At 63.4% G+C, this 25,632-nt stretch carries 21 protein-coding genes and 3 pseudogenes; 15 read left to right on the top strand and 9 right to left on the bottom strand.

What is annotated here, in order from left to right:
- Window positions 1-12 precede the first annotated feature (12 nt).
- From WT26_RS30405 to WT26_RS30395, 3 genes are all read right to left on the bottom strand, one after another.
- Window positions 13-957: a metallophosphoesterase family protein gene (locus WT26_RS30405; protein WP_069274680.1), complete on the bottom strand. Its 945-nt coding sequence runs from the start codon at window positions 955-957 to the stop codon at window positions 13-15.
- 225 nt (window positions 958-1,182) lie between these two features.
- Entirely contained in the window at window positions 1,183-1,572 is a 390-nt protein-coding gene (locus tag WT26_RS30400) for a DUF3331 domain-containing protein (RefSeq protein ID WP_069274679.1), read from the bottom strand.
- A gap of 47 nt (window positions 1,573-1,619) precedes the next feature.
- On the bottom strand, window positions 1,620-2,921 hold the full coding sequence (locus WT26_RS30395; RefSeq protein ID WP_069274678.1) for an NAD(P)/FAD-dependent oxidoreductase: 1,302 nt from the start codon (window positions 2,919-2,921) through the stop codon (window positions 1,620-1,622).
- 145 nt (window positions 2,922-3,066) lie between these two features.
- Here WT26_RS30395 and WT26_RS30390 point away from each other — a divergent pair, with 145 nt between their 5' ends.
- Both WT26_RS30390 and WT26_RS30380 read left to right on the top strand, forming a co-directional pair.
- Entirely contained in the window at window positions 3,067-3,738 is a 672-nt protein-coding gene (locus WT26_RS30390; protein ID WP_069275198.1) for a TetR/AcrR family transcriptional regulator, read from the top strand.
- Window positions 3,739-4,193: 455 nt separating this feature from the next.
- Complete coding sequence (locus WT26_RS30380; protein ID WP_069271491.1) at window positions 4,194-5,270, top strand: DUF3466 family protein; 1,077 nt, start codon at window positions 4,194-4,196, stop codon at window positions 5,268-5,270.
- 51 nt (window positions 5,271-5,321) lie between these two features.
- On the opposite strand, the gene soxR is transcribed toward WT26_RS30380, so the two are convergent.
- Window positions 5,322-5,792: a redox-sensitive transcriptional activator SoxR gene (gene soxR / locus WT26_RS30375; protein ID WP_069274677.1), complete on the bottom strand. Its 471-nt coding sequence runs from the start codon at window positions 5,790-5,792 to the stop codon at window positions 5,322-5,324.
- 79 nt (window positions 5,793-5,871) lie between these two features.
- On the opposite strand from soxR, the gene WT26_RS30370 reads away from it, so the two are divergent.
- From WT26_RS30370 to WT26_RS30360, 3 genes are read left to right on the top strand one after another with little or no spacing between them, the layout of a single operon-like run.
- Window positions 5,872-7,065 (top strand): efflux RND transporter periplasmic adaptor subunit, encoded by a 1,194-nt coding sequence (locus tag WT26_RS30370; RefSeq protein WP_069274676.1) that lies wholly within the window; start codon window positions 5,872-5,874, stop codon window positions 7,063-7,065.
- 14 nt (window positions 7,066-7,079) lie between these two features.
- Window positions 7,080-10,253 carry an efflux RND transporter permease subunit gene (locus WT26_RS30365; RefSeq protein ID WP_069274675.1) on the top strand — a complete coding sequence of 1,058 codons (3,174 nt, stop codon included), beginning with the start codon at window positions 7,080-7,082 and terminating at the stop codon, window positions 10,251-10,253.
- Complete coding sequence (locus WT26_RS30360; protein ID WP_069274674.1) at window positions 10,250-11,710, top strand: efflux transporter outer membrane subunit; 1,461 nt, start codon at window positions 10,250-10,252, stop codon at window positions 11,708-11,710. Before WT26_RS30365 ends, WT26_RS30360 begins: the two co-directional genes overlap by 4 nt.
- Window positions 11,711-11,892: 182 nt before the next feature.
- Here the strand turns inward: WT26_RS30360 and WT26_RS30350 are convergent, their stop codons facing one another.
- Window positions 11,893-12,372, bottom strand: a complete 480-nt coding sequence (locus WT26_RS30350) for a nuclear transport factor 2 family protein (RefSeq protein ID WP_069274673.1) — start codon at window positions 12,370-12,372, stop codon at window positions 11,893-11,895.
- Window positions 12,373-12,644: 272 nt separating this feature from the next.
- Here WT26_RS30350 and WT26_RS30345 point away from each other — a divergent pair, with 272 nt between their 5' ends.
- A complete protein-coding gene (locus WT26_RS30345) occupies window positions 12,645-13,031 on the top strand; it encodes a winged helix-turn-helix transcriptional regulator (RefSeq protein WP_069274672.1) in 387 nt (128 codons plus the stop codon).
- 76 nt (window positions 13,032-13,107) lie between these two features.
- On the opposite strand, the gene WT26_RS36755 is transcribed toward WT26_RS30345, so the two are convergent.
- Window positions 13,108-13,482, bottom strand: coding sequence for a YXWGXW repeat-containing protein (locus WT26_RS36755; RefSeq protein WP_081333781.1), 375 nt, complete (start codon window positions 13,480-13,482; stop codon window positions 13,108-13,110).
- 591 nt (window positions 13,483-14,073) lie between these two features.
- Here WT26_RS36755 and WT26_RS30340 point away from each other — a divergent pair.
- Window positions 14,074-15,195, top strand: coding sequence for a porin (locus WT26_RS30340; protein ID WP_069274671.1), 1,122 nt, complete (start codon window positions 14,074-14,076; stop codon window positions 15,193-15,195).
- Window positions 15,196-15,362: 167 nt separating this feature from the next.
- Here WT26_RS30340 and WT26_RS30335 read toward each other — a convergent pair whose 3' ends face one another.
- Window positions 15,363-15,761: a GreA/GreB family elongation factor gene (locus tag WT26_RS30335; protein ID WP_069274670.1), complete on the bottom strand. Its 399-nt coding sequence runs from the start codon at window positions 15,759-15,761 to the stop codon at window positions 15,363-15,365.
- A gap of 514 nt (window positions 15,762-16,275) precedes the next feature.
- On the opposite strand from WT26_RS30335, the gene WT26_RS30330 reads away from it, so the two are divergent.
- On the top strand, window positions 16,276-16,602 hold the full coding sequence (locus tag WT26_RS30330) for a DUF4148 domain-containing protein (protein WP_069274669.1): 327 nt from the start codon (window positions 16,276-16,278) through the stop codon (window positions 16,600-16,602).
- A gap of 161 nt (window positions 16,603-16,763) precedes the next feature.
- Here the strand turns inward: WT26_RS30330 and WT26_RS30325 are convergent, their stop codons facing one another.
- A complete protein-coding gene (locus tag WT26_RS30325) occupies window positions 16,764-17,225 on the bottom strand; it encodes a CBS domain-containing protein (RefSeq protein ID WP_069274668.1) in 462 nt (153 codons plus the stop codon).
- 176 nt (window positions 17,226-17,401) lie between these two features.
- Here WT26_RS30325 and ribA point away from each other — a divergent pair, with 176 nt between their 5' ends.
- The 6 genes and pseudogenes from ribA (at window position 17,402) to WT26_RS30290 (ending at window position 23,909) form a co-directional block, all read left to right on the top strand.
- Entirely contained in the window at window positions 17,402-18,052 is a 651-nt protein-coding gene (gene ribA / locus WT26_RS30320) for a GTP cyclohydrolase II (RefSeq protein WP_059522380.1), read from the top strand.
- Between the two features lie 222 nt (window positions 18,053-18,274).
- Window positions 18,275-19,549, top strand: coding sequence for a tyrosine-type recombinase/integrase (locus tag WT26_RS30315; RefSeq protein ID WP_069271896.1), 1,275 nt, complete (start codon window positions 18,275-18,277; stop codon window positions 19,547-19,549).
- Window positions 19,550-19,871: 322 nt separating this feature from the next.
- Window positions 19,872-20,234, top strand: a complete 363-nt coding sequence (locus WT26_RS38960; RefSeq protein WP_335622466.1) for a helix-turn-helix transcriptional regulator — start codon at window positions 19,872-19,874, stop codon at window positions 20,232-20,234.
- A gap of 982 nt (window positions 20,235-21,216) precedes the next feature.
- A complete protein-coding gene (locus WT26_RS30305; protein ID WP_155123259.1) occupies window positions 21,217-21,561 on the top strand; it encodes a hypothetical protein in 345 nt (114 codons plus the stop codon).
- 169 nt (window positions 21,562-21,730) lie between these two features.
- Window positions 21,731-22,592 (top strand): annotated as a pseudogene (locus WT26_RS37810) (DDE-type integrase/transposase/recombinase); the annotation flags it as partial.
- 57 nt (window positions 22,593-22,649) lie between these two features.
- Window positions 22,650-23,909 (top strand): annotated as a pseudogene (locus tag WT26_RS30290) (IS256 family transposase).
- 100 nt (window positions 23,910-24,009) lie between these two features.
- Here the strand turns inward: WT26_RS30290 and WT26_RS36740 are convergent.
- Complete coding sequence (locus WT26_RS36740) at window positions 24,010-24,693, bottom strand: TetR/AcrR family transcriptional regulator (protein WP_080485788.1); 684 nt, start codon at window positions 24,691-24,693, stop codon at window positions 24,010-24,012.
- A gap of 767 nt (window positions 24,694-25,460) precedes the next feature.
- On the opposite strand from WT26_RS36740, the pseudogene WT26_RS39205 reads away from it, so the two are divergent.
- Window positions 25,461-25,583, top strand: a pseudogene (locus WT26_RS39205) (ESPR domain-containing protein); the annotation flags it as partial.
- Window positions 25,584-25,632: the final 49 nt, after the last annotated feature.

Below are 25,632 nucleotides of genomic sequence, written 5' to 3'. Positions count from 1 at the left end.
TCTCCTTGCCGCTTACGCGAGCGTGGCGTCGTGAAGCGCCGACGCCGCGGGATGGCCCGCGAATTCGACGGTCGTCACGCCGAGCATCGCGGGCAGCCGGTCGCGCGGCACGGTGAGCGGCACGGGGCCGGGGCCGTTGCCGGCCGTCGGCTGCGGGAACGCAGTGGAGCGCGCGGTATGGAACGTCACGTTGCCCTCGACCTTCGACACGATCTGGTGGATGTGCCCGTTCAGCACGGTGACCGAGCCGAAGCGGCGCAGCATCGCCATCGTCTGCGGCGCGTCGCCGGTGCCCCAGCCCCACGGTTCGTAGATGGTCCACATCGGCATGTGCGAGAACACGACGATCGGCGTGCTCGACGAGCGGCCCTTGAGGTCCTGCGCGAGCCACGCGAGCTGGTCGTCGCCGAAGCTGCCGAGCCCGTTCGGCTTGAAGTGCATCACGTTGACGAGGCCGATGAAGTGCACGCCCGCGTGATCGAAGCTGTAATACCCACGGTTGTCAGACGCCTTGCCGAACCGGCTGAAATATTCGGCGCCCGAACCGTCGGTGACGTCGTGCTCGCCGGGCACCGTATGCAGTTCGGGGATGGGCAGGCCGGACAGGAGCTGGGACGCGAGATCGAATTCGGACGCCTTGGACAGGTGCGTGATGTCGCCCGTGTGGATGGCCAGCGCGGGTTTCGCGGACATCCCGTTGACGAGCGCGATCGTCTGCTTGAGCGTGCTGGCGACGTCGGGATTCGCGTCCTTGTTGAAGCCGATGTGCGTGTCGCTGACCTGCACGAACAGCGGTCGCCCCGCATCGGCAGGGCGGGCGCCGCTGTCCTGCGCGAGCGCCAGGTCGAACGGCGTCAGGATGCCGCCCGACAGCGTAAACAGCGTGCCGAGGCCGCCGAAGGCCATGCATTGCAGCGCTTTCCGGCGGGACGGACTGGAGGGATTCGATGACGACATGGGGGCCTCGCAGGCGAATGAGAACTACGGACGGCCGGATCGTCCTGGAATAAACCGGCGCTTTCAGCCGGGTATACCTGCGAGGGCGGGGATTTATTCCCGCAGCGTGAGCGGAGCGGGTTCGGGAAATGGCGGATGCTTGCGGGACGTCGTCATGTCAGCCGATCGCAAGCATGGGGGGGGCGTTGCGACGGGACGGGAGGCGCAGCGCACGCGGCCGTACGATCACGCCGCGTCGACCGCGTCCAGGCAGTCTGCCAGGATCATCGCGGCGGCATTGCCCGGCGTCGAGCCGAGCAATTGCGGCGCATAGACGCTGTCGCCGATCTCGATCGCCCGCCCGGACAGCACGCAGACGCCGCGGCGCCGAGTGTTGAACAGCCGCCATTTCTGGTAGCCGTATCGGCCGCTGCACGCGTCGCACCACGAAATCACCACGGAGTCCCGCGTCGGCCGCTCGAGCACGCCGATCGTCGGCAGGCTCGTCGCGCTCCAGTCGGGCAGCTTGTCGCGGGTGGTGCTGCGTCGCCGGCCGGTGGCCCACGAGGCCGTCGGCATGTCGAAGCTGCCGATCGCGGCGACGGTTTGAAGCCAGGGGGCTGCATTGTCATCCAAGATGTCTGTCCTCCCGATGCGATGCGGGATGCTGGGCGGGGCCTGAATCACGACAGGCGGATGCGCGGCCGCGCGCAGCCGTTGATCCGTTCGGCGATCCACAGCAGGCTCGCCTTGGAGAAGCCGTGCAGCGCCTGCTGGTGCCGCCGGTAGAGCATCAGGTGGCTGAACTGCGCGAATCGCCCCTGGATGAAGCCGCCGCGAAAGAACCCGAACTGGCCGAGCGTGCCGAACGCGTCGTAGTCGCTGATCGACACGAGCGCGCCGAAATCGTGGAACGCGAACGGCGGCATCGGCTTGCCGTCGAGCCACGCGGGCAGGTGCTTCGCGAGATGCTCGGCCTGCTGCGTCGCGACCTGCGCGGTGGGCGGCAGCGGCCGTTCCTGGCCGTCGGGCAACAGGCTCGCGCAATCGCCGATCGCGAACACGTGCTCGTCGCCCGTTGCCTGCAGCGTCGGGCCGACGACAATCTGGTTCGCGCGATTCGTGTCGAGGCCGCCGAGCGCCTGCATGAAATCGGGCGCCTTCACGCCGGCCGCCCACACCATCAGGTCCGCTTCCGCAAACGACCCGTCGCCGTAGTGAAAGCCGTTCGCGTCGGCGGACGTGACGCGGGTCGACGTCAGCACGTGAAAGCCGATCTGTTCGAGCCGTTGCTGTGCCGATGCGGAAATCTTCGGCGGAAATGCGGCGAGGATGCGCGGACCGCTTTCGAGCAGCGTGAGTTGCAGCCGGTCGCGTACCGTTTCGTCGCCATAGGCCTGTGCCACTTCCAGCAGGCGGCTCAGCTCCGCGGCAAGCTCGACGCCCGTCGCGCCGGCACCGACGATCGCGACGCGGAACGGCTCGTCGCGCGCGATGCTGCGAAACACGCGCATCCGCAGCGCTTCGTTGAAGGTCTCGGCCTGCGGCTGGCTGTCGATGAAATAACAGTGCTCGCGTACGCCCGGCGTGCCGAAGTCGTTGGCCTGGCTGCCGAGCGCGAGGATCAGCACGTCGTATTCGAGTTCGCGGGCGTCGAGCACGAGTTCACCGTCCTGCGAGCGGATCTCGCCGAGCTGCACGCGGCGCCGCGCGCGATCGAGCCCCTTCAGTTCGCCGGGCTGGTACGTGTAGCCGTGATCGCGGGCATGGGCGAGGAAGATCACCTGCTGCTGCTGCACGTCGCGCGTACCGGCCGCAATCGTGTGCAGCATCGGTTTCCAGATGTGGGTCGGGCTGCGGTCGACGACGGTGACCTGCGCGCGCCCGGGCCGACCGAGACGCTCGCCCAGACGCGTGGCGAGTTGCAGTCCGGCGATGCCGCCGCCGACAATGACGATACGCACGGGTTCGGAGACTGTGAACATTGTTAAATCATCACGTGATGAATAAGGTATGATCCTAGCGCCGCGCCGCTTGGCGTGTCAACCGGGGACGGAGACCGTCCGGTTCCGGGAATCGGGGCCGGCGGATGATCAGGGCAATCGAATCGTGGAAGGGAGCAAGGACAACGTGGCTGGAGTTTCTGGGCGATCCCCGTCGAAGCGGCGCACGCGTGGGCGGCCGTTGCCGGGCGCGTCCGTCGGACCGGACGTGATATTGCGGGCCGCGCGCCGCACGTTCGCGAAACGGGGCTACGACGCGACGAGCGTGCGCGAGGTCGCGCGCGAGCTGGGCATCGACGCGGCGCTGATCGCGCATCATTTCGGAACCAAGGAGACGCTCTGGAACGCGGTCGTCGAACAGATCTCGGAACTGGTGGCGCCGTTGCTGGCCGAGGTGGGTGCGCTGAAAACGTCGTCGCTGTCGTACCGGGCGCGCGTCGAGCGCGCGCTTGCGCTGGGCATCGACCTGACCTTCGCCGAGCCGGACATCGGCATGTTCTTCTCGACCGCGACGACGGAGCAGGGCGAACGGCTCAACCTGCTGCTGGAGAGGCTGGTGCGGCCGTACCGCGCGGTGTTCATCCCGCTGCTGGTCGATGCGGCCGATGCCGGCGAGATCAGGATGGCGGATCCCGACGTGACGTTCTTCATGATCGAGAACGCGATCAACATGACTGTGTCCTACAGTCACCTGGTGCGGGAATTCACACCGCTGCCGTCACGGCCCGAGCAATTCAAGGCAGCCGTGCTCGCGACGGCATTCGACCTGCTGGGGCCCGGCGCGCCGGCGTCGCGATGACGGCCGGCGCAACCGGGCGGTCGCGTCGCCGACGCGGCGCGACGCTTGCGGTGAGCGGGGGCCGTCGGCCGGGGTGAGGGCGCGGCACCGGCGTTTCTTCCGAGATACGTTTTTTTGCGGCGGCGCGGCTTCGCCCGCACGCCTGCGCGCGCGTGCCTGGGCCGCACCGGGCGGGAGCAGGCCGCGTCGCACACGCCGCCCGCGCGCCTGCCGCGATTCGCGATGGCGTTTCTCCGTTGCAACCACTCCCGCACGAACGTCGCGTGCAGCCAGCGGAAACCGCTGTCCGACGGCCGTGGAGCGATTCATGCGTGATGGTCGGGCTTTCCCGCCCTGTCGGCCGGGAAGCGAGCCGGCCCGACGCCGGGCGTCGGCTTGTCGCGTCGCACTTGCGCGCGCATCCGGCGCCCCGCGCCGCCATCCCCGTGTCAAGCATCCACCCGAAGGAGTGCACAATGCGATCCGCATGCAAGCCGCTCGTCAGGCGCGGCGGCGTTTTCCGCACCATTGCGATTCTTGCGCTGTTGTCCGTCCACGCGTTCCAGCCCGCCGGCGCGCAGGGTTTGGCGATACATGACCTGGGCACGTTTCCCGGCGCAACCTACAGCTCGGCCACCGCGATCAACAACCGGGGCCAGGTGGTCGGCGAGGCGAACCTCTCCGGCACGCAGTTCTTCATCACGCACGCGTTTCTCTATCAGCAAGGCGCGATGTCCGATCTCGGGACCATGCAAGGCGGCGACATCAGTTCGGCGTCGGGCATCAACGACCGCGGCCAGGTCATCGGAAGCGGAGACGTCGGGCTGAGCACGCAGGGCCGCCAGCCTGGCCACGCGTTCCTGTACGACGGCGGCGTCATGGCGGATCTCGGCGTGCCGCCGGGTTTCTTCGCGACGGGCGCCGCCGGTGTGAACCAGCACGGTCACGGGCAAGTGGTGGGCGTGATGGTGAACGGGGCAAGAGGGGAGGGGCGTGCGTTCCTGTACGAAAACGGAACCTTCACCGACCTCGGCACGCTGCCGGGCGATCTCGACAGCACCGCCGCGGCGATCAACAACCAAGGACAGATCGCCGGCGCGGCCGGGTTCCTGGCCCATCACATCGAGCCGCTGCATGCGTTTCTGTACGACAAGGGCGTGATGAAGGATCTCGGCACGCTTCCCGGCGGCCAGTTCAGCGAGGCCTACGGGATCAACGATCTCGGCCAGGTCGTCGGCGACGCAACCGCCGCGAACGGCTACTTCCACGCATTTGTGTATCGGGACGGGACCATGATCGATCTCGGCACGCTTGCCGGCGGCCATACGAGCACGGCGTACGCGATCAACAACCATGGGCAGGTCGTGGGCACGTCGGACGCCGCGGACGGCCAGACCCACGCGTTCCTCTTCGAAAACGGCGTGATGACCGATCTCGGCAATCTGCCGGGCGGCAGGAGCAGCGCGGCGTTCGGGATCAACGAACATGGCCAGGTCGTCGGCGAGGCGACGACGTCGAGCGGGCAGACGCACGCCGTGATGTGGACGCGATAGACGGCAAGCCGGCAGGGCCGATCCCGGCTGGCGACGGACGCCCGCCGGCAGTCACACCGGCGGCGGATCGCCGAGCCACCGACGCGCCCCGGGCCCGCGCCGGCCTGCGCGATCCTCGGGGTTCGTCAGCTTGCAGCGCTTCAGCGACAGGCAGCCGCAGCCGATGCATTCGTCGAGGTTGATGTAGAGCCGCTGCAGCTCCTCGATCCGGCTCGCGACGCGTTGCTTCCAGCCGCGCGACAGCCGCTGCCAGTCCTTGTTGCTCGGCGCGGTGTCCTCGGGCAGGCTGACGAGCTGCTCGGCGATCTCGTCGAGCGAATAGCCGATCTTCTGCGCGAACACGATGAACGCGATCAGCCGCAGCACCGCGCGCGAATAGTGCCGATGGCTGGAGCCGTTGCGGTGCGACTTGATGAGCCCGCGCGTTTCGTAGAACCGCAATGTCGACGCCGGCACGCCGCTGCGCGCAGCCACTTCGCGAATCGACATCAGCGGCCATTTCGGTTCTTCGGTAGTACCCATGTCGTGCTCCTGGAAAGCTTGACTTGAAGTTAACTTCAACTTTTATGCTACGCGGCAGTTTAACGTACCGCGAGGCTCCATGCTCTCTCTTCCCGTTCACAGGACGGCGCCGCTGGGCGCCGTCTGCGTGCTGCTGCTTGCGTTGTCCGGCTGTCATGACGGCCGGGGCGACCCGCCGGCCCAGCCTCCCCCCGAAGTCGGCGTCGCGACGATCGCGCCGCGCACCGTGCGTCTTGCCGACGCGTTCAACGGACGCGTCGAAGCGGTCGACGCGGTCGAACTGCGGCCGCGCGTGAGCGGCTACCTGCAGCGCGTCGCCTACGAGGAGGGCGACCTGGTCGCGCAGGGCGCGCTGCTGTTCGAGATCGACCCGCGCCCGTACCGGATCGCACTCGATCGCGCGAACGCGCAGCTGCAGCGGGCCCGCGCGGCCGCGAGCCTCGCGAACGTGCAGCTCAAGCGCGTGCAGACGCTGATCGATGCGCATGCGACGTCGCAGGAAGAACTCGACAACGCGCGCGCCACGGCCGAGCAGGCGCGTGCGGACCTGCAAGCGGCCGATGCGGCCGTCGCCGATGCGAAGCTCAATCTCGGTTTCACCGAAGTGCGTGCGCCGATCGCGGGCCGCGTCGGCCGCGCGGTCGCCACCGTCGGCAACCTGGCGCGCGCGGACGACACGCTGCTGACGACCGTCGTGTCGCAGAACCCCGTCTACGTGTATTTCGACTGCGACGAACAGAGCTACCTGCGCTACAACGCACGGCGTGCCGATCCGAAGCATCGCGCGATCGGCGCCGATCCGGTCCGCGTGGGCCTCGCGAACGAGACGGGCTTCCCGCATGCGGGCACCGTCGATTTCCTCGACAACCGTCTCGACCCGCAGACGGGCACGATCCGCGCGCGCGTGCGGCTGCCGAATGCGGACCACACGTTTACGCCGGGCCTGTATGCGCGTGTGCAACTCGTCAGCGGCCGCGATCAGGACGCGCTGCTCGTCGACGACAAGGCCGTGCTCACCGACCAGGACCGCAAGTACGTGTACGTGATCGGGCCCGGCGACAAGGCGCTGCGCCGCGACGTGACGATCGGCCGCGGGCTGGACGGCGAGCGGATCATCGAGAAGGGGATCCAGGCGGGCGACCGCGTGGTCGTCGACGGCATGCAGCGGATCTACTATCCGGGCGCGCAGGTGAAACCGAAGACGCTGGCCGTGCGACCCGTCGCCGGCGTGCAGGCCGCGTCCGTCGAAGCCGCCGCGCCCGCGGCGCAGTAACGGGAGGCCGAAGCATGGATTTCTCCCGATTCTTCATCGACCGGCCGATCTTCGCGGTCGTGCTGTCGATCGTCATCTTCGCGATCGGCCTGATCTCGATTCCGATGCTGCCCGCCGGCGAATACCCGGAAGTCGTGCCGCCGAGCGTCGTCGTGCGTGCGACGTACCCGGGCGCGAACCCGAAGGAAATCGCCGAGTCGGTCGCAGAACCGCTCGAAGAGGCGATCAACGGCGTCGAAGGCATCATGTACATGAAGTCGGTCGCCGGTTCGGACGGCAGTCTGCAGGTGGTCGTCACGTTCCTGCAGGGCGTCGATCCCGACACGGCCGCCGTGCGCGTGCAGAACCGCGTGAGCCAGGCCCTGTCGCGCCTGCCCGACGAGGTGCGCCAGTACGGCGTGACCACGCAGAAGCAGTCGCCGACGCCGCTGATGTACGTGAGCCTCTATTCACCGGACAACAGCCGCGACTCGCTGTATCTGCGCAACTACCTGACGCTGCACGTGAAGGACGAACTGTCGCGGCTCACCGGCATCGGCGACGTCGGCGTGTACGGCTCCGGCGATTACGCGATGCGCCTCTGGCTCGACCCGAACCGGCTCGCGTCGCGCGGGCTGACCGCGAGCGACGTGATCGCGGCCGTGCGCGAGCAGAACGTGCAGGTGTCTGCCGGCCAGCTCGGCGCGGAGCCGACGCCGAAGAAAAACGACTTCCTCCTGTCGATCAACGTGCGCGGCCGGCTGCGCACGGCGCAGGAGTTCGGCGACATCGTGCTGCGCAACGGCGACGACGGCCAGGTCGTGAAGCTGTCCGACGTCGCGCGCGTCGAGCTCGGCGCGGGCGACTACACGCTGCGCTCGTACTTCAACGACAGGCAATCGGCCGTGGTCGGCATCTTCCTGTCGCCGGGCGCGAACGCGCTCGAGGTCGCGAAGGCCGTGTATGCGAAGTTCGACGAACTGTCGAAGCGCTTCCCGCCCGGCGTCGCGTACCGTCCCGTGTGGGATCCGACGGTATTCGTGCGCGAATCGATCCGCGCGGTGCAGCACACGCTGATCGAGGCGGTCGTGCTGGTCGTGCTCGTCGTGATCCTGTTCCTGCAGACGTGGCGCGCATCGATCATTCCGCTCGTCGCGGTGCCGGTGTCGGTGGTCGGCACCTTCGCGTGGCTCTATCTGCTCGGCTATTCGATCAACACGCTGACGCTGTTCGGGCTCGTGCTCGCGATCGGCATCGTCGTCGACGATGCGATCGTCGTGGTCGAGAACGTCGAGCGCAATATTGCGCAGGGGCTGAGTCCGCGCGATGCCGCGCACCAGGCGATGCGCGAGGTGTCGGGGCCGATCGTCGCGATCGCGCTGGTGCTGTGCGCGGTGTTCGTGCCGATGGCGTTCATGTCGGGGGTCACGGGGCAGTTCTACCGGCAGTTCGCGGTGACGATCGCGATCTCGACGGTGATCTCCGCGATCAACTCGCTGACGCTGTCGCCCGCGCTCGCCGCGAAGCTGCTGCGTCCGCACGGTGCGCCGAAGGATGCGCTCACGCGCGGGCTCGACCGCGCGTTCGGCTGGCTGTTCCGTCCGTTCAACCGCTTCTTCGACCGCAGTTCCGATCGTTATCACGGCGTCGTCTCGCGCACGCTGAAGCGGCGCGGGGTGGTGTTCGCGGTCTATGCGGCGCTGCTCGGGGCGACCGCGCTGCTGCTCGACGCGGTGCCGGGCGGCTTCATCCCGGTGCAGGACAAGCTGTACCTGTTCGCGGGCGCGAAGCTGCCGGAAGGCGCGTCGCTGGCGCGCACCAGCGAGGTGACCAAGCAGATGACGAAGATCGCGCTCGGCACCGACGGTGTCGAGATGGTGCCGGCATTTGCCGGGCTGAATGCGCTGCAGGGCGTGAACACGCCGAACGTCACGAACTCGTACGTGATCCTGAAGCCGTTCGACCAGCGCCACCGCAGCGCCGCGCAGATCAACGCGGACCTGAACGCGCGCTTCGCGACCATCGGCGGCGGCATCACCTATGCGCTGATGCCGCCGCCGATCCAGGGCCTCGGCAACGGCTCCGGCTACTCGCTGTACCTCGAGGATCGCGGCGGGCTCGGCTACGGCGCATTGCAGAACGCGCTCGCCGCGTTCCAGGCCGCGGTCGCGAAGACGCCGGGGATGAGCTACCCGGTCAGCTCGTACCAGGCGAACATCCCGCAGCTCGAGGTGAAGGTCGACCGGATGAAGGCGAAGGCGCAGGGCGTCGCGCTGACCGACCTGTTCAGCACGCTGCAGGTCTATCTCGGCTCGATGTACGTGAACGACTTCAACCTGTTCGGCCGCGTGTACCGCGTGATGGCGCAGGCGGATGCCGGCCACCGGCAGACGGCCGCCGACATCGCGAACCTGCGCACGCGCAACGCGAAGGGCGAGATGGTGCCGATCGGCTCGATGGTGACGGTGGCGCCCGCGTACGGGCCCGACCCGGTCGTCCGCTACAACGGCTATCCGGCCGCCAACCTGATCGGCGACGCCGATCCGAAGGTGATGTCGTCGTCGCAGGCGATCGGGAAGCTGCAGCAGATCGCGAAGGACGTGCTGCCGCCGGGGATCGTGCTCGAGTGGACCGACCTCAGCTACCAGCAGGTCACCCAGAGCAACGCGGCGATCGTCGTGTTCCCGCTCGCGGTGATGCTCGTGTTCCTCGTGCTCGCGTCGCTGTACGAGAGCTGGACGCTGCCGCTCGCGGTGATCCTGATCGTGCCTGTGTGCATCTGTGCGGCGCTGTTCGGTGTGTGGCTGTCGGGGGGCGACAACAACGTGTTCGTGCAGGTCGGGCTCGTCGTGCTGATGGGGCTGGCGTGCAAGAACGCGATCCTGATCGTCGAGTTCGCGCGCGAGCTGGAAATCCAGGGCAAGGGCGTGATCGAATCCGCGCTGGAGGCGTGCAAGCTGCGGCTGCGTCCGATCGTGATGACGTCGGTCGCATTCATCGCGGGTTCGGTGCCGCTCCTGATCGGCGGCGGTGCGGGCAGCGAAGTGCGGGCCGCGACCGGCATCACCGTGTTCGCGGGGATGCTCGGTGTCACGCTGTTCGGGCTGTTCCTGACGCCCGTGTTTTATGTGGCGATCCGCAAGCTCGCGGGCGGCACGCCGGCCGTGTGGAGCGAACACCACGGCACCCTCGAAGGAGAAAACCGATGAGCGCCGCTTTCCGTCTTTCCGCGCTCGCGATGTCGGTGACGCTCGCCGCATGCGCGGTCGGCCCCGACTACGAGCGGCCCGCGTCGGCGGTTTCCGCGCGGTTCGCGCGCGACGAATCGCAGGCGATGCAACATGACGCGGCGCCGGCCGGCACGTCTGCGGACGCGGACGCCGCGTTCTGGCGCGGTTTCGGCGATCCCGCGCTGACCCGGCTGATCGACACGGCGCTCGCGGCGAACCAGGATCTCCAGGTCGCCGTGTCGCGCTACGACGCATCGAATGCGCTGCTGCGCGAGACCCGCTTCGACCAGATTCCGACGATCACCGCGAGCGGGCAGATCGGCCATCAGCTGATGAGCAAGGATCAGGCGTTCGGGGCGCCGCGCAGCCAGCGCGATACGCCGACGTCCAGCGTCGGGATCAATGCGGCATGGGAGCTCGACCTGTTCGGCCGCGTGCGGCGCGCGGTCGAATCGCAGCGCGCGGAAACGGCTGCCAGCGCGGCGGACGTGCGCGCGGTGCGCGTCGCGATCGCCGGCGAGGTGGCGAGCACGTACGTCGACCTGCGCGGCTCGCAGGAGCGGCTGCGGATCGCACGCGAGAACGCCGACAACCAGAAGCAGACGCTCGCGCTGATCAATGCGCGCGTCGGCGCGGGGCGCGGCTCCGAACTCGATGCGGCGCGGGCGCGCGCGCAGTACGAATCGACGACGTCGCGGATCGCCGTGTACGAAGCGGCGATCGGCGTCGACGAGCACCGGCTCGCGGTGCTGACCGGGCAGACGCCGGATGCGCTGATCGGCGAGCTCGATGCGCCCGCGCCGTTGCCCGCGCTCGTCGCGGACATCGATCCCGGCACGCCGGGCGACCTGCTGCGGCGCCGGCCCGACGTCGCGGCCGCCGAGGCGTGGCTGCACGCGGCGACCGCACGCGTCGGCGTCGCGACGGCCGACCTGTTTCCACGCTTCACGCTGTCGGGCCTGCTCGGCAGCGCGACGAGCAGCTACGGGTTCTTCCGTGCGGGCAGCGACACGAACCTGATCGCGCTCGGCATCGACTGGTCGTTCCTCGACGTCGGCCGCGTGCGCGCACGGATCGCCGCGAGCGATGCGGAAGCGGCCGGGCAGCTCGCGCAATACCGGCAGACCGTGCTCGGGGCGCTGGAGGAAACGGAGAACGCGCTGCTGCGCGCGGCACGCACGCGTGACGAGACGGACCATCTCGTGCGGGCCGCGACCGACAGCGCGCGCGCCGCGCAACTGGCGCAGGCGCGTTTTGCGGCGGGCGCGATCGACTACTACGAAGTGCTCGACGCGCAACGCACGCTGCTGCAGGCGCAGGATGCGGCGGCCGACGGGCAGATGCGCAGTGCGGCGTCGACGGTCGCGCTGTACAAGGCGCTGGCGGGCGGCTGGCCGTCGGGCGCGGGGCTGGATGCGCCGATTGCGCGGCGGTGATGCGGGATGAGACGGCGGGCCGCCGCCTTGGCGACGCGTTCCCGTCGCGCGGCCCGACACTGGCGCTTCGCGGCTTGCGCCGAGAATGGCACGGCCGGCGCAGGCCGGACGATGCCGTCTCGTTTCCCATCCCCGTTCTGACGATGGAACAGGTGCTGAAGCTCGACCTGATCCGATGACGGTCAGAACATCGTGTTCGCGTTCGCGGACGTTTCGGGTACCGGCTGGATCACGTCCCAGTGTTCGACGATCTTGCCGTCCTTCACGCGGAAGATGTCGACGACGGCTTCGCCGCGGTCGCCCGGGCGCTCGGTCGAATGGACGTGCAGGTAGACGAGGTCGCCGTCGGTTGCGCTGCGCACGATGCGCGCGCGCGATTGCGGATTGTCCTTGAAGGCGCCGGTGAAATACGAGACGAACGGCTTCTTGCCGTCCGGTACGTGCGGGTTGTGCTGTTTGTAGTCGTCCGCCACGACGGTCGCCGCTGCTGCGATGTCGTGCTTGTTGAAGAAGCGGTCGTAGAACGTCAGCACGAGCTGGCGGTTGGCTTCCTCGGCGGCCAGGTTGCGCGACGTCGACGGATCGGCCAGCGCAGCCGTTGCGCCGGCCAGCAGGCCGATGCCGATGGCGAGGAAGCGAAGGGGCCAGCGGGATGAGGTCATGAACGTGTTCCTTGTTTGTTTGCGAATGCTGTTGTCGACCTCAACGCGAAGGTCTCCTGATGAAGTCGTGGGCGTCGTTGTCTGCAGCGGTTCAGATACGGCGTGAATGCGGCTCCGGGCGTTGTCGACATGCTTCGTAGAACAGGCGAAACCGGCCGGATTCGAGTCGCCGGAATGGTACAGTTGCCGCGAACCCGTCACAAGAAGTCAGCGCGGTGTGAACAGGTCACACCGCGCTGACCGCGTTCATTCCCGTGAAAGACATTCAGGCATTGCCGACCTCCCCGGCCGACGATCCGGTCGCGTTCGACCAGCCGTGCCCGATCCGCGATGTGCTCGACCGCATCGGCGACCAGTGGAGCCTGCTCGTGCTCGAGGCGCTCGCCGACGGAACCTTGCGTTTCAATGAGCTCGGCCGTGCGATCGGCGACATTTCCAGGCAGATGCTGTCACGCACGCTCAAGCGGCTCGAGCAGGACGGCTTCGTCAGTCGCACGCTGTTCGCCGAAGTGCCGCCGCGCGTCGAATATGCGCTGACCGCGCTTGGCCGGTCGTTTCTCGGTCCTATGCGCACGCTGATCCGGTGGGCGGACGAACATCATCGCGCGATCTGCGACGCACGCCGTCACGCGCGTGAGCGTGACGGCGACGTGCGCTAGAGGTCATTCCGGCGGCGGGGGCAGATCGGTTTCGTCTTCGAGACTTTTGCGTAACGCACGCGCGGCTTCGCCACGGCTAGCGCCAATAGCCGTCGACGTACACCCATGTCGGCCCCTGCCGCCGCCAGTAGCCGGGAATCCAGCGATGACCGGGGCGTCGCGCGATCCAGCGGCCGGGGACCCATCTATATTGCCCGCCTTGCCAGCGCCAGTAACCGTCTGTCCATATATAGCCGTGCGGCCGTGGCGGTGGCGGGCGGCGGTCATGGCGCAACGGCGGCGGCGCGACGCCCGGGCGGTTGTCGTAGGGCGGGCCGCCGGGCACGCGGTGGGGGCCGGACGGCCGGTAGACGGGCGCAGCGGGCTGGGCCGAGGCGGCACGGAGCCATGCGGCGCTGCCGGCAAAGGCGGCGGTCAATCCGATGGCGCGCAACAAGGAGCGTCGATTCATTGGCGTGTCCTGTTCTGCTGTCGGGTTCGTCGTACCTTAGCCTGCCTGCGCATCGGTCGGGTTACGCGCCCGGTCAATGCAGTTACGGCATGTCACGGCCGCCGCGATCACCGGGATGACGCCGTGGGTCGTGGATAGGGGAATCACCGGCGTTGCGACCATTCGTCGGAAGTTTGCCGTCCGTGCGCCCGTTCCGGACGCCGGAAGCTCAATATTTGAGATTGAGTCAGGTAAAAATTGCCGAATTTGTGTCATTTGTACGATTCTGCTTGTTGTTTCTATGCAACCGTCAAGACGATGACATGAAAGAATGGTGCGATGAAAGCCTCCAAAAAGCCCCCGTCAAGAAGTCAAAAACAAACGTCAAAACAAATACTTATAACTCGGCCCCACTTTCATTATTTCTAGTTCTGGAAAAGCTTATTTCTTTATTTGCGGATCGCTCCCCTAGGGTACACCCCTAAACTCACGGTTCCCAAACGGGCAACTATCCGGGTGCGGCCAGCAGGATCGATGGCGCTCCCGGGCGGTTGCAGACCGTTTATGAACAAGGTCGCGAGACCTGCCTCTTTTTAGAAGGGAGCTCCACGAATGAACAAGACTCTGATCGTTGCAGCAGCTGCAGCATCGTTCGCAACCGTCGCTCACGCGCAAAGCAGCGTCACGCTGTACGGCGTGCTGGACGCAGGCATCACCTACACGAGCAACGTGATTCCGGCAGCTGGCCAGGCTGGCAAGTCGAAGTGGGCAATGGGCAGCGGTATCGATCAAAGCCGTTTCGGCCTGCGTGGTTCGGAAGACCTCGGTGGCGGCCTGAAGGCAATCTTCACGTTGGAAAGCGGCTTCGGTATCGGTAACGGCAAGTTCCGCAACAACAACGGCATGTTCAACCGTCAAGCATTTGTCGGTCTGTCGAGCCAGTACGGCACGGTTACGCTGGGCAAGCAGTATGACTCCGTTCAAGACTATCTGGCTCCGCTGACCGCAACGGGTTCGTGGGGTGGTACGTACTTCGCGCACATCGGTAACGTCGACCGTCTGAGCACGAGCGGCGACATCTCGGTGAACAACACCGTCAAGTTCACGAGCGCAAACTACGCTGGCCTGCAATTCGGCGGCACGTACTCGTTCTCGAACGATACCAACTTCGGCAACAACCGTGCATATAGCGGCGGCGTGTCGTACCAGTACCAAGGCTTGAAGCTGGGTGCAGCGTACGCACAGGCGAACAACGCAGGTCTGAACACGACGGGCGCTAGCTCGACGCTCTTCAACCTGAACGGTCGCCCGGTCGGCATCTCGACCCGTAGCCGTACGTACGGCGTTGCTGCTGCGTATGCATTCGGCCCGGCGCAAGTTGGCGCAGCGTGGACGCAAGCGCGTGTTGACAATCAGGTTGACGGCACGCCGTCGGTTCGTTTCGACAACTACGAAGTCAACGCGAAGTACAACCTGACGCCGGCTCTTGGCCTGGGTGCTGCTTACACGTACACGAACGCTAAGCAAGCTGGCGATGGCGCTCACTGGAACCAATTCGGTCTGCAAGCTGACTACTCGCTGTCCAAGCGCACGGACGTGTACGCACAAGCTGTGTACCAGCGTGCATCGGGCAACACGAACGCGTCGATCTTCAACGGCGACAACGCGAACCCGGCAATCAGCTCGTCGATCAACCAAACCGCAGCAACGGTTGGTCTGCGTCACCGCTTCTAAGCGTGACGGCGGGGTAACCCGCTTCGCAGCATCGAAAAAGGCGCCTTCGGGCGCCTTTTTTTCGTCCGTTGACCCGGACAAAAAAAAGCGAGGCATCAGTCAGGAAGCCTCGCTTTTTCCATTTGCGGCAGACGGCGCAGCCGCCGCCTTCCGCGCACCGAGCCGTGTCAACGCGTGTATTCGCCGTTGGCTTCCGGCTGGAACACGATCGCGGCGACCTTCATCAGCTTTTCGGCGCCGCTTGGCTGCATCACCTTGACCATCTGGCCGCGCTGGGTACCCAGCAGTGCCATACCGACGGGCGAGAAGACGTTCAGGCGTCCTTGCTCGAGATTGGCTTCCTCCGGATAGACGATCGTCCAGGTCGTCTTTTCGTGGCTCGTCTCGTCAAGCAGCGTGATTTGCGAATTCATCGTGACGACGTTCGCCTTGATGGCATCGGGCTGGACGATGTCGGCGCGTTCGAGCAGCGTATCGAGCATCGTCTGGAAGCGCGGGTTGTGTTCGGCGTGCTTCTCGAGGCGAGCAACGTCGAGTTCGGTCAACTGGTAAAGGCGTTGTTTCATGGCTGTTCTCCAAATGATCGGCAGGGGCAGGCGTGGCGTGCCTATGAGGATCGCCCGGAGCCTGTCTGACCTGGCTCCGGGAGGAGGCCGAGCCGTCAGATCAGGCGCCGGGCAGGGGCGAGCGGCGCCTGGGCCGTGCGTCGAGCGAGGGGATGCGCCGGATTGCCGGCGAACGCGCGCATGCCGCCCGGACGGGACGGCGAAACAGCGGAAAGCAGGCGTGCGCGCATGGTGGGTGAGAATTCGTCAGTCGTATAAGACCTTACGATTGTACAACACCCCGGAAAGCCGTTGATCGAAGTGTCAGCGATTTGTCAGGGATTGTTGTCGAATTGGCGTAAGTGAGTGGGTGACAGCACCCGAGAAGCGTCCGATATTTTCCAAAAACGCAACGCTGTATGTTCAAACTAAGGGTTTCCCCTTGGTCGTTCGGCGACTAGACTGAGCTCAATCGCTTCAGACATCCCTGCCGGAAGCGACGTGAAAAACAGAACGTACTCGGAGGTAAGTCATCATGAAGTCGATCATCTACGCAGCTATCGCCGCATCCGTCCTTGCCGCACCGATCGCATCGTTTGCACAGTCCGAGCAGGGGCTGACCCGCGACCAGGTCAAGGCCGAGCTCGTCCAACTCGAACAGAATGGCTACAAGCCCCAAGCTACCGATTCGCAGTATCCGGCCGACATTCAGGCCGCAGAGCAGCGGATCCAGCCGAGCCAGCCGATGCTCGCCCAAGCCGATACGAGCGGCTATGGTGCCGTGGCGACCGGCGCGGCGCAGTCGGGCCGCCCGATGCGGGAAGCGCCGAACCCCGTGAACTCGGTCTACTTCGGCAACTGAACCGACTATCCCGGGTCTGCCCGCACGCATCCAACATCGCCAAGCGACGCGCGCGCGACACGCGCTTCGCACGCAAGCAGGAGCAGAACCTCCGTCGCCGCATGCCGGCGGCTTTCCGCCCAGACGCTCACGCGTTTGGGCCTTTTTTGCCGGGAGCGCCGTCAGACGGACGTGACGGCCGGGGTTCCGTGAATGTAGTGTTCGAGCTGGCTGATCGTGAACTGCTGATCGGCAATCACGCTCTTGACGAGGTCGCCGATCGAGATGAGGCCGACCAGCTTGCCGCCGTCGAGGACGGGCAGGTGGCGCATCCGGTGTTCGGTCATCAGCGCCATGCACTCGTCGGTGGATTGCGACGGTTCGACGTAACGCACCTTCGCCGTCATGATTTCCTCGACGCGGGTGGCTTTCGACGAGCGATCCTGCAGGACGACCTTGCGCGCGTAATCGCGCTCGGTGACGATGCCCGCGATGTCGTCGCCGTCCACGACCAGTAGCGCACCGATGCCCTTTTCCGCCATCAGCTTGATGGCGTCGTAGACGAGATCGGTCTTCGTGACGGTATAGATGGTGCGGCCCGAATCCGGCTTGGCCTTGAGAATCTGCGCGACAGTCGTGCTCATTCGCTTTCTCCGTGTGCAGGTCGATGCTGGGCAGGCAGGGCGTGATGCGTGTCACCCGATTGATCCAGTATAGACGGGTGCGTGGCAGCGGCGCGTGACGATTCCAGATTAGCGGTAAACTCCCGTCACGCACTATCCACACAACTCCTACATTCCTGAACGTTTCGATTGAATTCATGATGTCTTCGCGTCCCCAATCGCCCACGCCGGGCAATGGCCAGGCCGACGAGTGCGTGACGCTCGTCGCCACCGCGTCGCTGCCCACGCGCTACGGTACGTTCAAGTCGTACGCTTTCCGCGTATCGGGCAGCGATGCCGAGCATCTCGCGCTCGTGATGGGCGACGTCGCCGGCGAGCAGTCCGTGCTGACGCGGCTGCATTCCGAATGCCTGACCGGCGACGTGTTCGGCTCGTACCGTTGCGACTGCGGCGAGCAACTCGATCTCGCGTTGCGCTACATCGCGGCCGAAGACCGCGGCGTGCTGCTGTATCTGCGCGGGCATGAAGGGCGCGGGATCGGCCTGAGCAACAAGATTCGCGCGTACGCGCTGCAGGAGCAGGGGCGAGACACCGTCGAGGCGAACCTCGATCTCGGCCTGCCCGACGACGCCCGCGAATACGACTCGGCCGCCGCAATCCTCCGGATCCTCGGCGTGACGTCGGTGCGGCTGATGAGCAACAACCCGGCGAAGTTCGACACGCTCGCGAAGCACGGCATTCCCGTCTGCGAGCGCGTGGCGCTTGCGGTGCCCGTGCGCGAGGAAAACGAGCGTTATATCCGTACGAAGCAGGCGAAGTTCGGGCATTACTTCGAGGAAAACGAGTAGGGGAAATTATGGGCTAGTCCAGGCTGGTCCCAGTTGATCCGGGAATGTCTTTAGGTGATTGAAATATAAAGACAATTAAGGAATTCCCTGCGCTCCTGTCGTCGCATCGACGCTTGTCTCTGCTTGGCTAAACTTGCCGCATCGGCGTAGGTTTCTGTGGCGTTGTGCAGAAAACCTACGCCGCGTATGCTGCTCTTGGAAAAAACCTACGCCGAGGGAAGAATGCGTTTCGATGCCCGCATCGTCGCCAAGCTGCCGAACGGCGAACACATGACCTTTGAGGGGTTTCCGGGGCTTCGCCTTCAAGCCTCGGCGAGTCGCAAATCCTGGACGTATCGCTACAAGTCGCCGGTCGACGGTCGCATGCGGCAGGTGAAGCTCGGCGAGTGGCCGGCGATGGCGTTTGCTTCAGCAATCTCCGCGTGGGAAAAGAGTCGCGCCGAGCGCGATTCTGGCGCCGAGCTTTCCACTCCATGTCGAAAGCGGGAAGAGGCGGTCGCTCGTCCATCTCCGACCAGCTACACGGTCAGGGAGCTGTGCCGCGACTATCTGGAAGGCCATGTGGAACCAAATCGGAAAGCCAAGGGGGCGGTCGAGGTCGCCCGCATGTTTAGGGCGATGCTGGGGCCTATTGCGGATGCTAGCGCCGTGACCATCACACGTGCCCAGGCGTTCGATTTCCTCGATTCGTACCGGTCGACGCCCATGGTTGCGGCGCGCCTTCGCATGGAGCTTGGTGGTGCCTGGAACTATGCGCTTGATGCCGGGCGCCTTCCCGAGAATACGGCGAATTGGTGGAAGGATGTTTTAAGAGGGCGCTTAAAGAGCAAAGGTCGCAAGGTCGAGGGCAAATACACCGGGACGCAAAAACGAGTGCTTTCGGTTGACGAACTCGGCACGTTGATCCGGTGGTTGCCGAATTTCAGTTTGACAGTTGCTGACGCATTGACGCTCTATCTTTGGACTGGCGCGAGGGGTGGCGAGATCGTCGCCATGGAGAGCACCGAGGTGGTGGAGGAAGCCGACGGCCTTTGGTGGACTATCCCGAAACACAAGACCAAAGGGCTGCAAAACGATAGGGCAACCGATCTGCGCGTACCGCTCGTTGGTCGTGCTGAGGTCGTTGTGCGACGGCGCCTCGATCAGGCTAGGGGCGCGTTTTTGTTTCCTTCGTCGCTTGGAACGTCGATGGACCAGACCGTAGTCCAGCACGGTGTCTATTATCATCAACCATATTGCAAGATTGCGCCGAAACATGAGCGGCCGCGTTTGCCTGTCACGCATTGGTCAGCCCACGATCTTCGACGTACGGTGCGGACGCTGCTTGCAATGTTGGGATGTCCTAATGAAGTCGCCGAGGCAGTCCTTGGACATGTACAGCCAGGAATCCTCGGCGTCTATAACAGACACACCTATGACAGAGAGCGACGCGAGTGGCTCACGCAGTTGTCGCATCGCTTGGAGTCCATTGCTGGGACGTATTCCGCGAGGAAATAGGTGGTGAATACCGATAGTGACTGCTATTCGACGGTGGCTGGACGCTGGCATCCGAGCTTAATTTCGACAGTCAACTAGCAAATGTGTGCAGCGATATCCCAATAAGTAGGGCGCGAAATGGCGCTTCTCCCTTGACATGTCATTCCCATGCGCTCTTTATCGTCCTTGAATCGAGTAGAATCAACGCACTGGAGCCGGGCTGCAAGAAAGTTTGGCTCAGCCTCTTTTGGTAGAGGACTACGGCGGAACTTCGCGGAAACCCATCGTGCCAATGGAAGTACAGCTAAACGGAATTTGGTTGCTGTGAACGCTTTTGCTGCACGTGACATTAGTGATTAAATTTGTATATGCGTGGCCAATCGTTTGCACGAAAGGCTTGCTGCACATCATCGACTCCCTGTTGTTCGTGTTGACAAAGCCTGCGCGCAGACAAGGTGTCGATGGCATTGGCCTGGAGGTGACGTCCGTGTTGAAGATTTGTTTCTCGCTGAAAGAAGTGGCGGAGGCGCTCTCGCTATCTCCGGCAACGGTACAGAAGCTCGTACGTGAGAAAACCTTCCCTGAGCCTCGACTGCTATCGGGTCGGCGGGTGGGATGGCTCGTACATGAGGTTCAGGCGTGGGCGGACACTCGCCCGGTTGCTGACCTGTTGCCGCCCGAGAATACGGCAGCTAGAAGGCGCTAAGTTTGCCGACGTCTCCGTACTGGTCAAAAATTCGGAACGGCGATTCAACCGCGGTAGCGGGTACCACGTCGGTGACATCGGAGAGCTTAGGCGCGAGAACGGAGGGGAAATATAGCGACGATCGCGCGGCAGTTGGGCCCAGCTTGTTGGCTATCGCACACGCCACCACGTTTAAGTGACGTCAAATCGCAAGCGTGAGGGCCGAATCCGCACAATGACCGGTTCGCGTCTCCGGGCATCCCATGTAGGCGCGAGCGCACTGGCGAGCAGACATCGGAATGTTTGTCGCCGCGTCGGCTGATCCAGAGAAGGTGGAACCCGCTGACCCTTGGTAGGGCCGCAAGCCTGCCGTGAACGAAGTTCGTCGGTCATGCGAAAGCGTTGAAAGGACTCGGTGGCTGACCTGCAGCCATCGTCGAACCCCTTCGCCGGGCATAAAAAAGACGGCCGGAGAGCCTGGAGCACAGGTTAGAGCAACGCCGGCAGGTGGAGATTAGCCACTTCACGAGCACCAGAATTCCAGTACTGAATGACGAGACAGCGCTCTGAATTGCGCTGGAACTCACGATGTGCGGTCCTCGATGGTTGGTTAGATCCGCAAGCACATGTCTCGACACGGACAAAATATCTGACAGAAAGCAATCAGGAAGCGTAGGTGATGTGAAGGGCTCGTCAAGCTGCTCGTGGCGCGGTGGCCGAGGTCGATGCGCTGCGTGCAAGGTCGAGCGATTGGCCGCCGTTGTTGCGGAACGCGGCGCGAATCAGGGGACACGTGATTTCCGAGCGATTTTACGGTTCGGGCGCGACACAACGAGTTCTCTGCCGGCCGGTGACCGAAATCGGATGCAATGTACACTCAGCGCTGTTGTCTTCTAATTGAGCGAAAAGCCGAAACATGCGGAAACATTCTCGGTCTGGTCGCAGACCACTCAGGAAAGCGCTATTGCTACCTCTGCCCATGGACCAGGTGCGCAGCCTTTCCTTGAAGCACCACCTTGCGCTTGCCGCGCTCGATACTGGCCGCGGCGACATCGCCACGATCGTCATATTGTCTAACGTACTGCAACTCTCGGTCTATCTAGATGTCAGCGGTGATCTTGAATTGTTTCGGCGCTCTGAGGTCGCACTCGATGAGTGCGTTGCGCGCGCTGGGCAGGGTGGGCCGTGGATGTTGACGGACGACGAGCGGACCGCGCTCAAGACATTAGTTGTCGCTCATGATCGACAGCTTGCCACAGTCCCCACCCATCGTTACCTCGACGCGCTGGAGCGGGCTCAGCGTGCAAACACGCTGGACTTTCGCGTACCCGCTCATTCGCAAGGGTGATGGGTTGCGAGCTGATTTGGGCCGCGCTACGTACAGCAAACGCGCACCAACCGGTTGACCGGAGACATTTCTTGTTGCCATCCGGCAAGTGAGTTCTCTTTTATAAGTGAGTTCTCTTTTATCCTAGGGACACGAGGACTCGGTAAAGAAGCGATTTACCGACGAGTAGATCATCCGCATCTTGCGCGAGGCCGAGAGCCGGGATGAGCCGGTGAAGGATCGATGCAAGCGGCACAACATTTCGGAACAGACGTTCTATCGTGGGCGCAACAAGTTCGGCGGGATGGACGTGGCTGATGCGCGTCGGCGCAAGGAACTGGAATCGGAGAACGATCGGCTCAAGCGCTTGATCGCCGAACAGATGCTGGTAATCGACGGCCTGAAGGAGTTCAGCCGTAAAAAATGACCACCCGACGGGCCGGCGCGAAGCGCTGGAAGTCCTGACTCCGGCGGGGCTCTCGCAATGCAAGGCATGTCGTTACCTGGGACTGAGCCGCCGAGGGGTGACTTATACGCTCAAGCAACCGGAGAAGGATCGAAGTTTAGGCGAGCGGCTGATGGCGGCCTGGCTGGCGTTGGGCGAATCGCGCGTACGGCGAATGTGGCGAGCCCTGCAGCTCAACATTCCGCGCCGACGTCCTCGCCGACGTCGTTGCGGTGACGGCATACGCGTGCCAGGCGCCACACAGCCGAATTCGGTTTGGAACTATGACTCCGTGCACGATTAATTGGTGGATGGCCGGGCCTTGAAGATGCTATGCGTGATCGATGAATACACCCGCGAGTGCCTGGCGATTGAGGTTGACGCCAGCCTGCGGTCGCAGGACGTGATCTTGACGCTATCGCGACTCATGCGGCTGTACGGTAAGCCCGCGTTTGTCCGGTCAGACAACGGCGCCGAATTTACTGATGCCAAGGTCATGCGCTGGCTGCTAGACGCTACAATTGGTCCGGCCTTCATTGAACCTGGCAGTCCATGGCAAAACGGATTCGTCGAAAGCTTCAACGGCAAACTGCGAGACGAATTGCTAAGAGCCTATCCGAATCTTTGTGTGTGAGGCATAAACTGATGGCCAAGGAGCCACTTTATGCCACGCAAACGCAAGGAGGAAGTGACGATTGAGCCGGGCAAGGGCTTGAACCTGGACCCGGAACTCATCAAGCAACTGGTACCCGGAACGCTGGATCGGGCGACGATCAACGAGCAGCTCGCGGCGCTCAAGAAGGCAAACTTCGAGCGCGCGCCGGGCGGCGAACTGACCCACCACTTGGGGTACGAGAAGGGCGAAGCCAAGCCGGTAGGCCGCACGAACCATCGCAACGGCACCAGCCGCAAGCGCATTGCGACCGACGATGACCTGCTCGACGTCGAGATTCCGCGCGACCGCGAAGGCACCTTCGATCCGGTGCTGATCGCCAAGGGCGAGCGGCGCTTCACCGGCTTCGACGACAAGATCATCGCGATGTACGCACGCGGCATGAGCGTGCGGGAGATTCAGGGTTTCCTGCTGGAGATGTACGGCATCGAGGTATCGCCGGACTTCATTAGCACGGTGACCGATGCCGTGATCGATAAGGTACGCGAATGGCAGCAGCGGCCGCTCGAGCCGATGTACCCGGTCGTGTTCTTCGACGCTTTGCGCGTCAAGATCCGCGACGAAGGCGTCGTGCGCAACAAGGCGATCTACCTGGCGCTGGGCGTGCGGCGCGACGGCACGCGTGATGTGCTGGGCCTTTGGATCGAGCAGACCGAGGGGGCCAAGTTCTGGCTGCGGGTGGTGAACGACCTGAAGCCGCGCGGCGTGCAGGACATCCTGATCGCCGTGGTCGACGGCCTGAAGGGCTTCCCGGAAGCGATCAACACGGTGTTCCCGGAAACGACGGTCCAGACCTGCATCGTGCATCTAATCCGGAACTCACTGGACTTCGCCAGCTGGAAGGACAGGAAATCGGTCGCAGCGGCGCTCAAGGAAGTCTATCGGGCGCCGTCAGCTGAAGCGGCCGCCGTGGCGCTGGACGCGTTCGATACGAGCCCGTGGGGTAGGAAATCCCCTCCGATTGCCGCGCTCTGGCGCCGAGCCTGGGATCAGGTGATTCCGTTCTACGCCTTCGCGCCTGACATCCGGAAAATTGTATATACGACCAACGCGATCGAGTCGTTGCACATGCAGCTTCGGAAGATCATCAACGCGCGCGGCCACTTCCCGTCGGACGAGGCCGCGCTCAAACTGATCTGGCTGGCGCTGCGCAACGTCGTGGCCAAGTGAACCGGCTCTCGGCACGATTGGAAGAGCGCCATGACGCAGTTCGCACTGCTTTACCCGGAACGATTCAACATTGGAATCTGAATCTCAACCCGCCTCACACACGAAATTCCGGATACCTCCATTGCTAAACCGCGAATGGTTCCGCAGCCGCGCCGAGGCCATATCGGCTTGTCGGCTACCCCTATACTTCGAAGTCGGGAACTGATTCTCTGGCAAGAGTCGCGGCTTCTGATGCTGGCACGCCGTACATCCGTAGCATCAATTCCGTTACTTCGTACATTGCGGTTGGGCCTGCGCGATCTTCCAGGATGCTCTTCGTGGTTGCAACAAGGGAGCAAAGTGTTATTTTTACTGCAGTGTCGATGCAGTCACCACACGTAAATCGATGCAACACCACGCCGTCGAGTATATCTTTTTTTGCTCGCTCGAAAAACGTCTTTTCCATCTGTTGTAAGGCTGATTCAGCGTGGACTTGGAACCAACCCCAAACCGTATCTGCGATTGATCTCTGGATGTAAGTGCGTTGTATGTATGCGATCCGTCGCGCAGGATCGCTGACGTTCCGACTGATTTGATCAAAAACGCTTGCTAGTTCCTCGGCGCGGGACTCAAAAACAGCTCTTGCAAGTTCATTTTTGCTGCTGAAGTGATTGTAGAACGTGCCGATGCCGACATCTGCTGCTTCTGTTATTTCTTGAATTGTTGATCCCTCCACTCCGCGGCGTGCCATCACTGCTTCTGCAGCTGAAATCAATCGCGAGCGCGAGCGAATCCGAGCACGGCTCTCCCCAGTGGTTTTACGTCGCCGGCCAGAGTCGGAGGCCTCATTATTTTCTTTCTTACTTGCTCTGCGCAGCGATCGCATTAAATTTTCCCTTTGCTAAGTGATTGATTTATTAAAATCAGTCAGGATGTTATCTATTTTTGAAACAATTGCATAGCAGTCTTCGCTTGGTCAGTTTGATCAAATAGCGCCATTCGAATCTGCGGAACCATGTCAATGCATCGTTAGAAGGAACGTACCACAGACCTACCAAGAGAGGCGATATGGTCGGGACAAACTAGATGGCGAGATCGTTGGGATTGCAGTTCAGAATTGTAACGTCCCTTCGAAGGCTGGCATGCTTACAAATTGCATTCAGCCTGGTATGTGACAACGTACTCAGTGTGAGCGTTCCGTTGCGCTGCGCATTCGTCTACAGAAACGCTACCAGGACGTATTTTACCGTCTTCCGATTGTTGGCTACCCGCGCATGCGGCGTTCGTGTCGGCCTCGTTGTTCTCCACTAGCGCAGCCCGTATGCCCCTCTTTTGTTGCTGCCTCGGGAAAACCCGCGAGCGCTCTCCTTCTGACAATGGTTTACGTTTGAGATATCTGAATCAATATCCAAATTTGTTAGCATCAACCAAAACTGAATTCAGATTCAGTTTTGGGCGCGCGTTGGCGACCGTGCGGCCGTGATCGAGTTGTCGAATAAATGGGGTCGCATCGATATCACGGCAGACCTCACGTATAGGGTGGGGGCGCTACTGACGGGATGTTGCAAAGCTGAGCATGTCCGATCGGATCGGTGGCGAAGGCAAATCAATATATTAGGTAGTACGAAATAATTAACTGTTACGGGTGACATAATGAACAAAATATATAGAAAGGTTTGGAACAAGCGGCGTGGGCAGATGATGGTCGCTTCGGAATTGACAAATGGACGATCAGGTGGCTCTCCATCTCGCGGTGCCGCTATTGTGATTGCCGTCGGGTTGGCAGCGGTGCAACTGGCCTCGATGATGTTGGCATCAAGCGCAT

Origin of the sequence: Burkholderia cepacia (assembly GCF_001718835.1) — a bacterium.
GTDB classification, from domain to species: Bacteria; Pseudomonadota; Gammaproteobacteria; order Burkholderiales; family Burkholderiaceae; genus Burkholderia; species Burkholderia cepacia_F.
The sequence above is the reverse complement of the archived record's forward strand: the minus strand, read 5'-3'. Positions and strand labels throughout refer to the sequence as shown.

Coding starts and splice junctions, on each gene's coding strand:
- WT26_RS30405 (WP_069274680.1), bottom strand. CDS start 957: ATGTCGTCATCGAATCCCTCCAGTCCGTCCCGCCGGAAAGCGCTGCAA.
- WT26_RS30395 (WP_069274678.1), bottom strand. CDS start 2,921: ATGTTCACAGTCTCCGAACCCGTGCGTATCGTCATTGTCGGCGGCGGC.
- WT26_RS30380 (WP_069271491.1), top strand. CDS start 4,194: ATGCGATCCGCATGCAAGCCGCTCGTCAGGCGCGGCGGCGTTTTCCGC.
- soxR (WP_069274677.1), bottom strand. CDS start 5,792: ATGGGTACTACCGAAGAACCGAAATGGCCGCTGATGTCGATTCGCGAA.
- WT26_RS30370 (WP_069274676.1), top strand. CDS start 5,872: ATGCTCTCTCTTCCCGTTCACAGGACGGCGCCGCTGGGCGCCGTCTGC.
- WT26_RS30365 (WP_069274675.1), top strand. CDS start 7,080: ATGGATTTCTCCCGATTCTTCATCGACCGGCCGATCTTCGCGGTCGTG.
- WT26_RS30360 (WP_069274674.1), top strand. CDS start 10,250: ATGAGCGCCGCTTTCCGTCTTTCCGCGCTCGCGATGTCGGTGACGCTC.
- WT26_RS30350 (WP_069274673.1), bottom strand. CDS start 12,372: ATGACCTCATCCCGCTGGCCCCTTCGCTTCCTCGCCATCGGCATCGGC.
- WT26_RS36755 (WP_081333781.1), bottom strand. CDS start 13,482: ATGAATCGACGCTCCTTGTTGCGCGCCATCGGATTGACCGCCGCCTTT.
- WT26_RS30340 (WP_069274671.1), top strand. CDS start 14,074: ATGAACAAGACTCTGATCGTTGCAGCAGCTGCAGCATCGTTCGCAACC.
- WT26_RS30335 (WP_069274670.1), bottom strand. CDS start 15,761: ATGAAACAACGCCTTTACCAGTTGACCGAACTCGACGTTGCTCGCCTC.
- WT26_RS30330 (WP_069274669.1), top strand. CDS start 16,276: ATGAAGTCGATCATCTACGCAGCTATCGCCGCATCCGTCCTTGCCGCA.
- WT26_RS30325 (WP_069274668.1), bottom strand. CDS start 17,225: ATGAGCACGACTGTCGCGCAGATTCTCAAGGCCAAGCCGGATTCGGGC.
- ribA (WP_059522380.1), top strand. CDS start 17,402: ATGATGTCTTCGCGTCCCCAATCGCCCACGCCGGGCAATGGCCAGGCC.
- WT26_RS30315 (WP_069271896.1), top strand. CDS start 18,275: ATGCGTTTCGATGCCCGCATCGTCGCCAAGCTGCCGAACGGCGAACAC.
- WT26_RS36740 (WP_080485788.1), bottom strand. CDS start 24,693: ATGCGATCGCTGCGCAGAGCAAGTAAGAAAGAAAATAATGAGGCCTCC.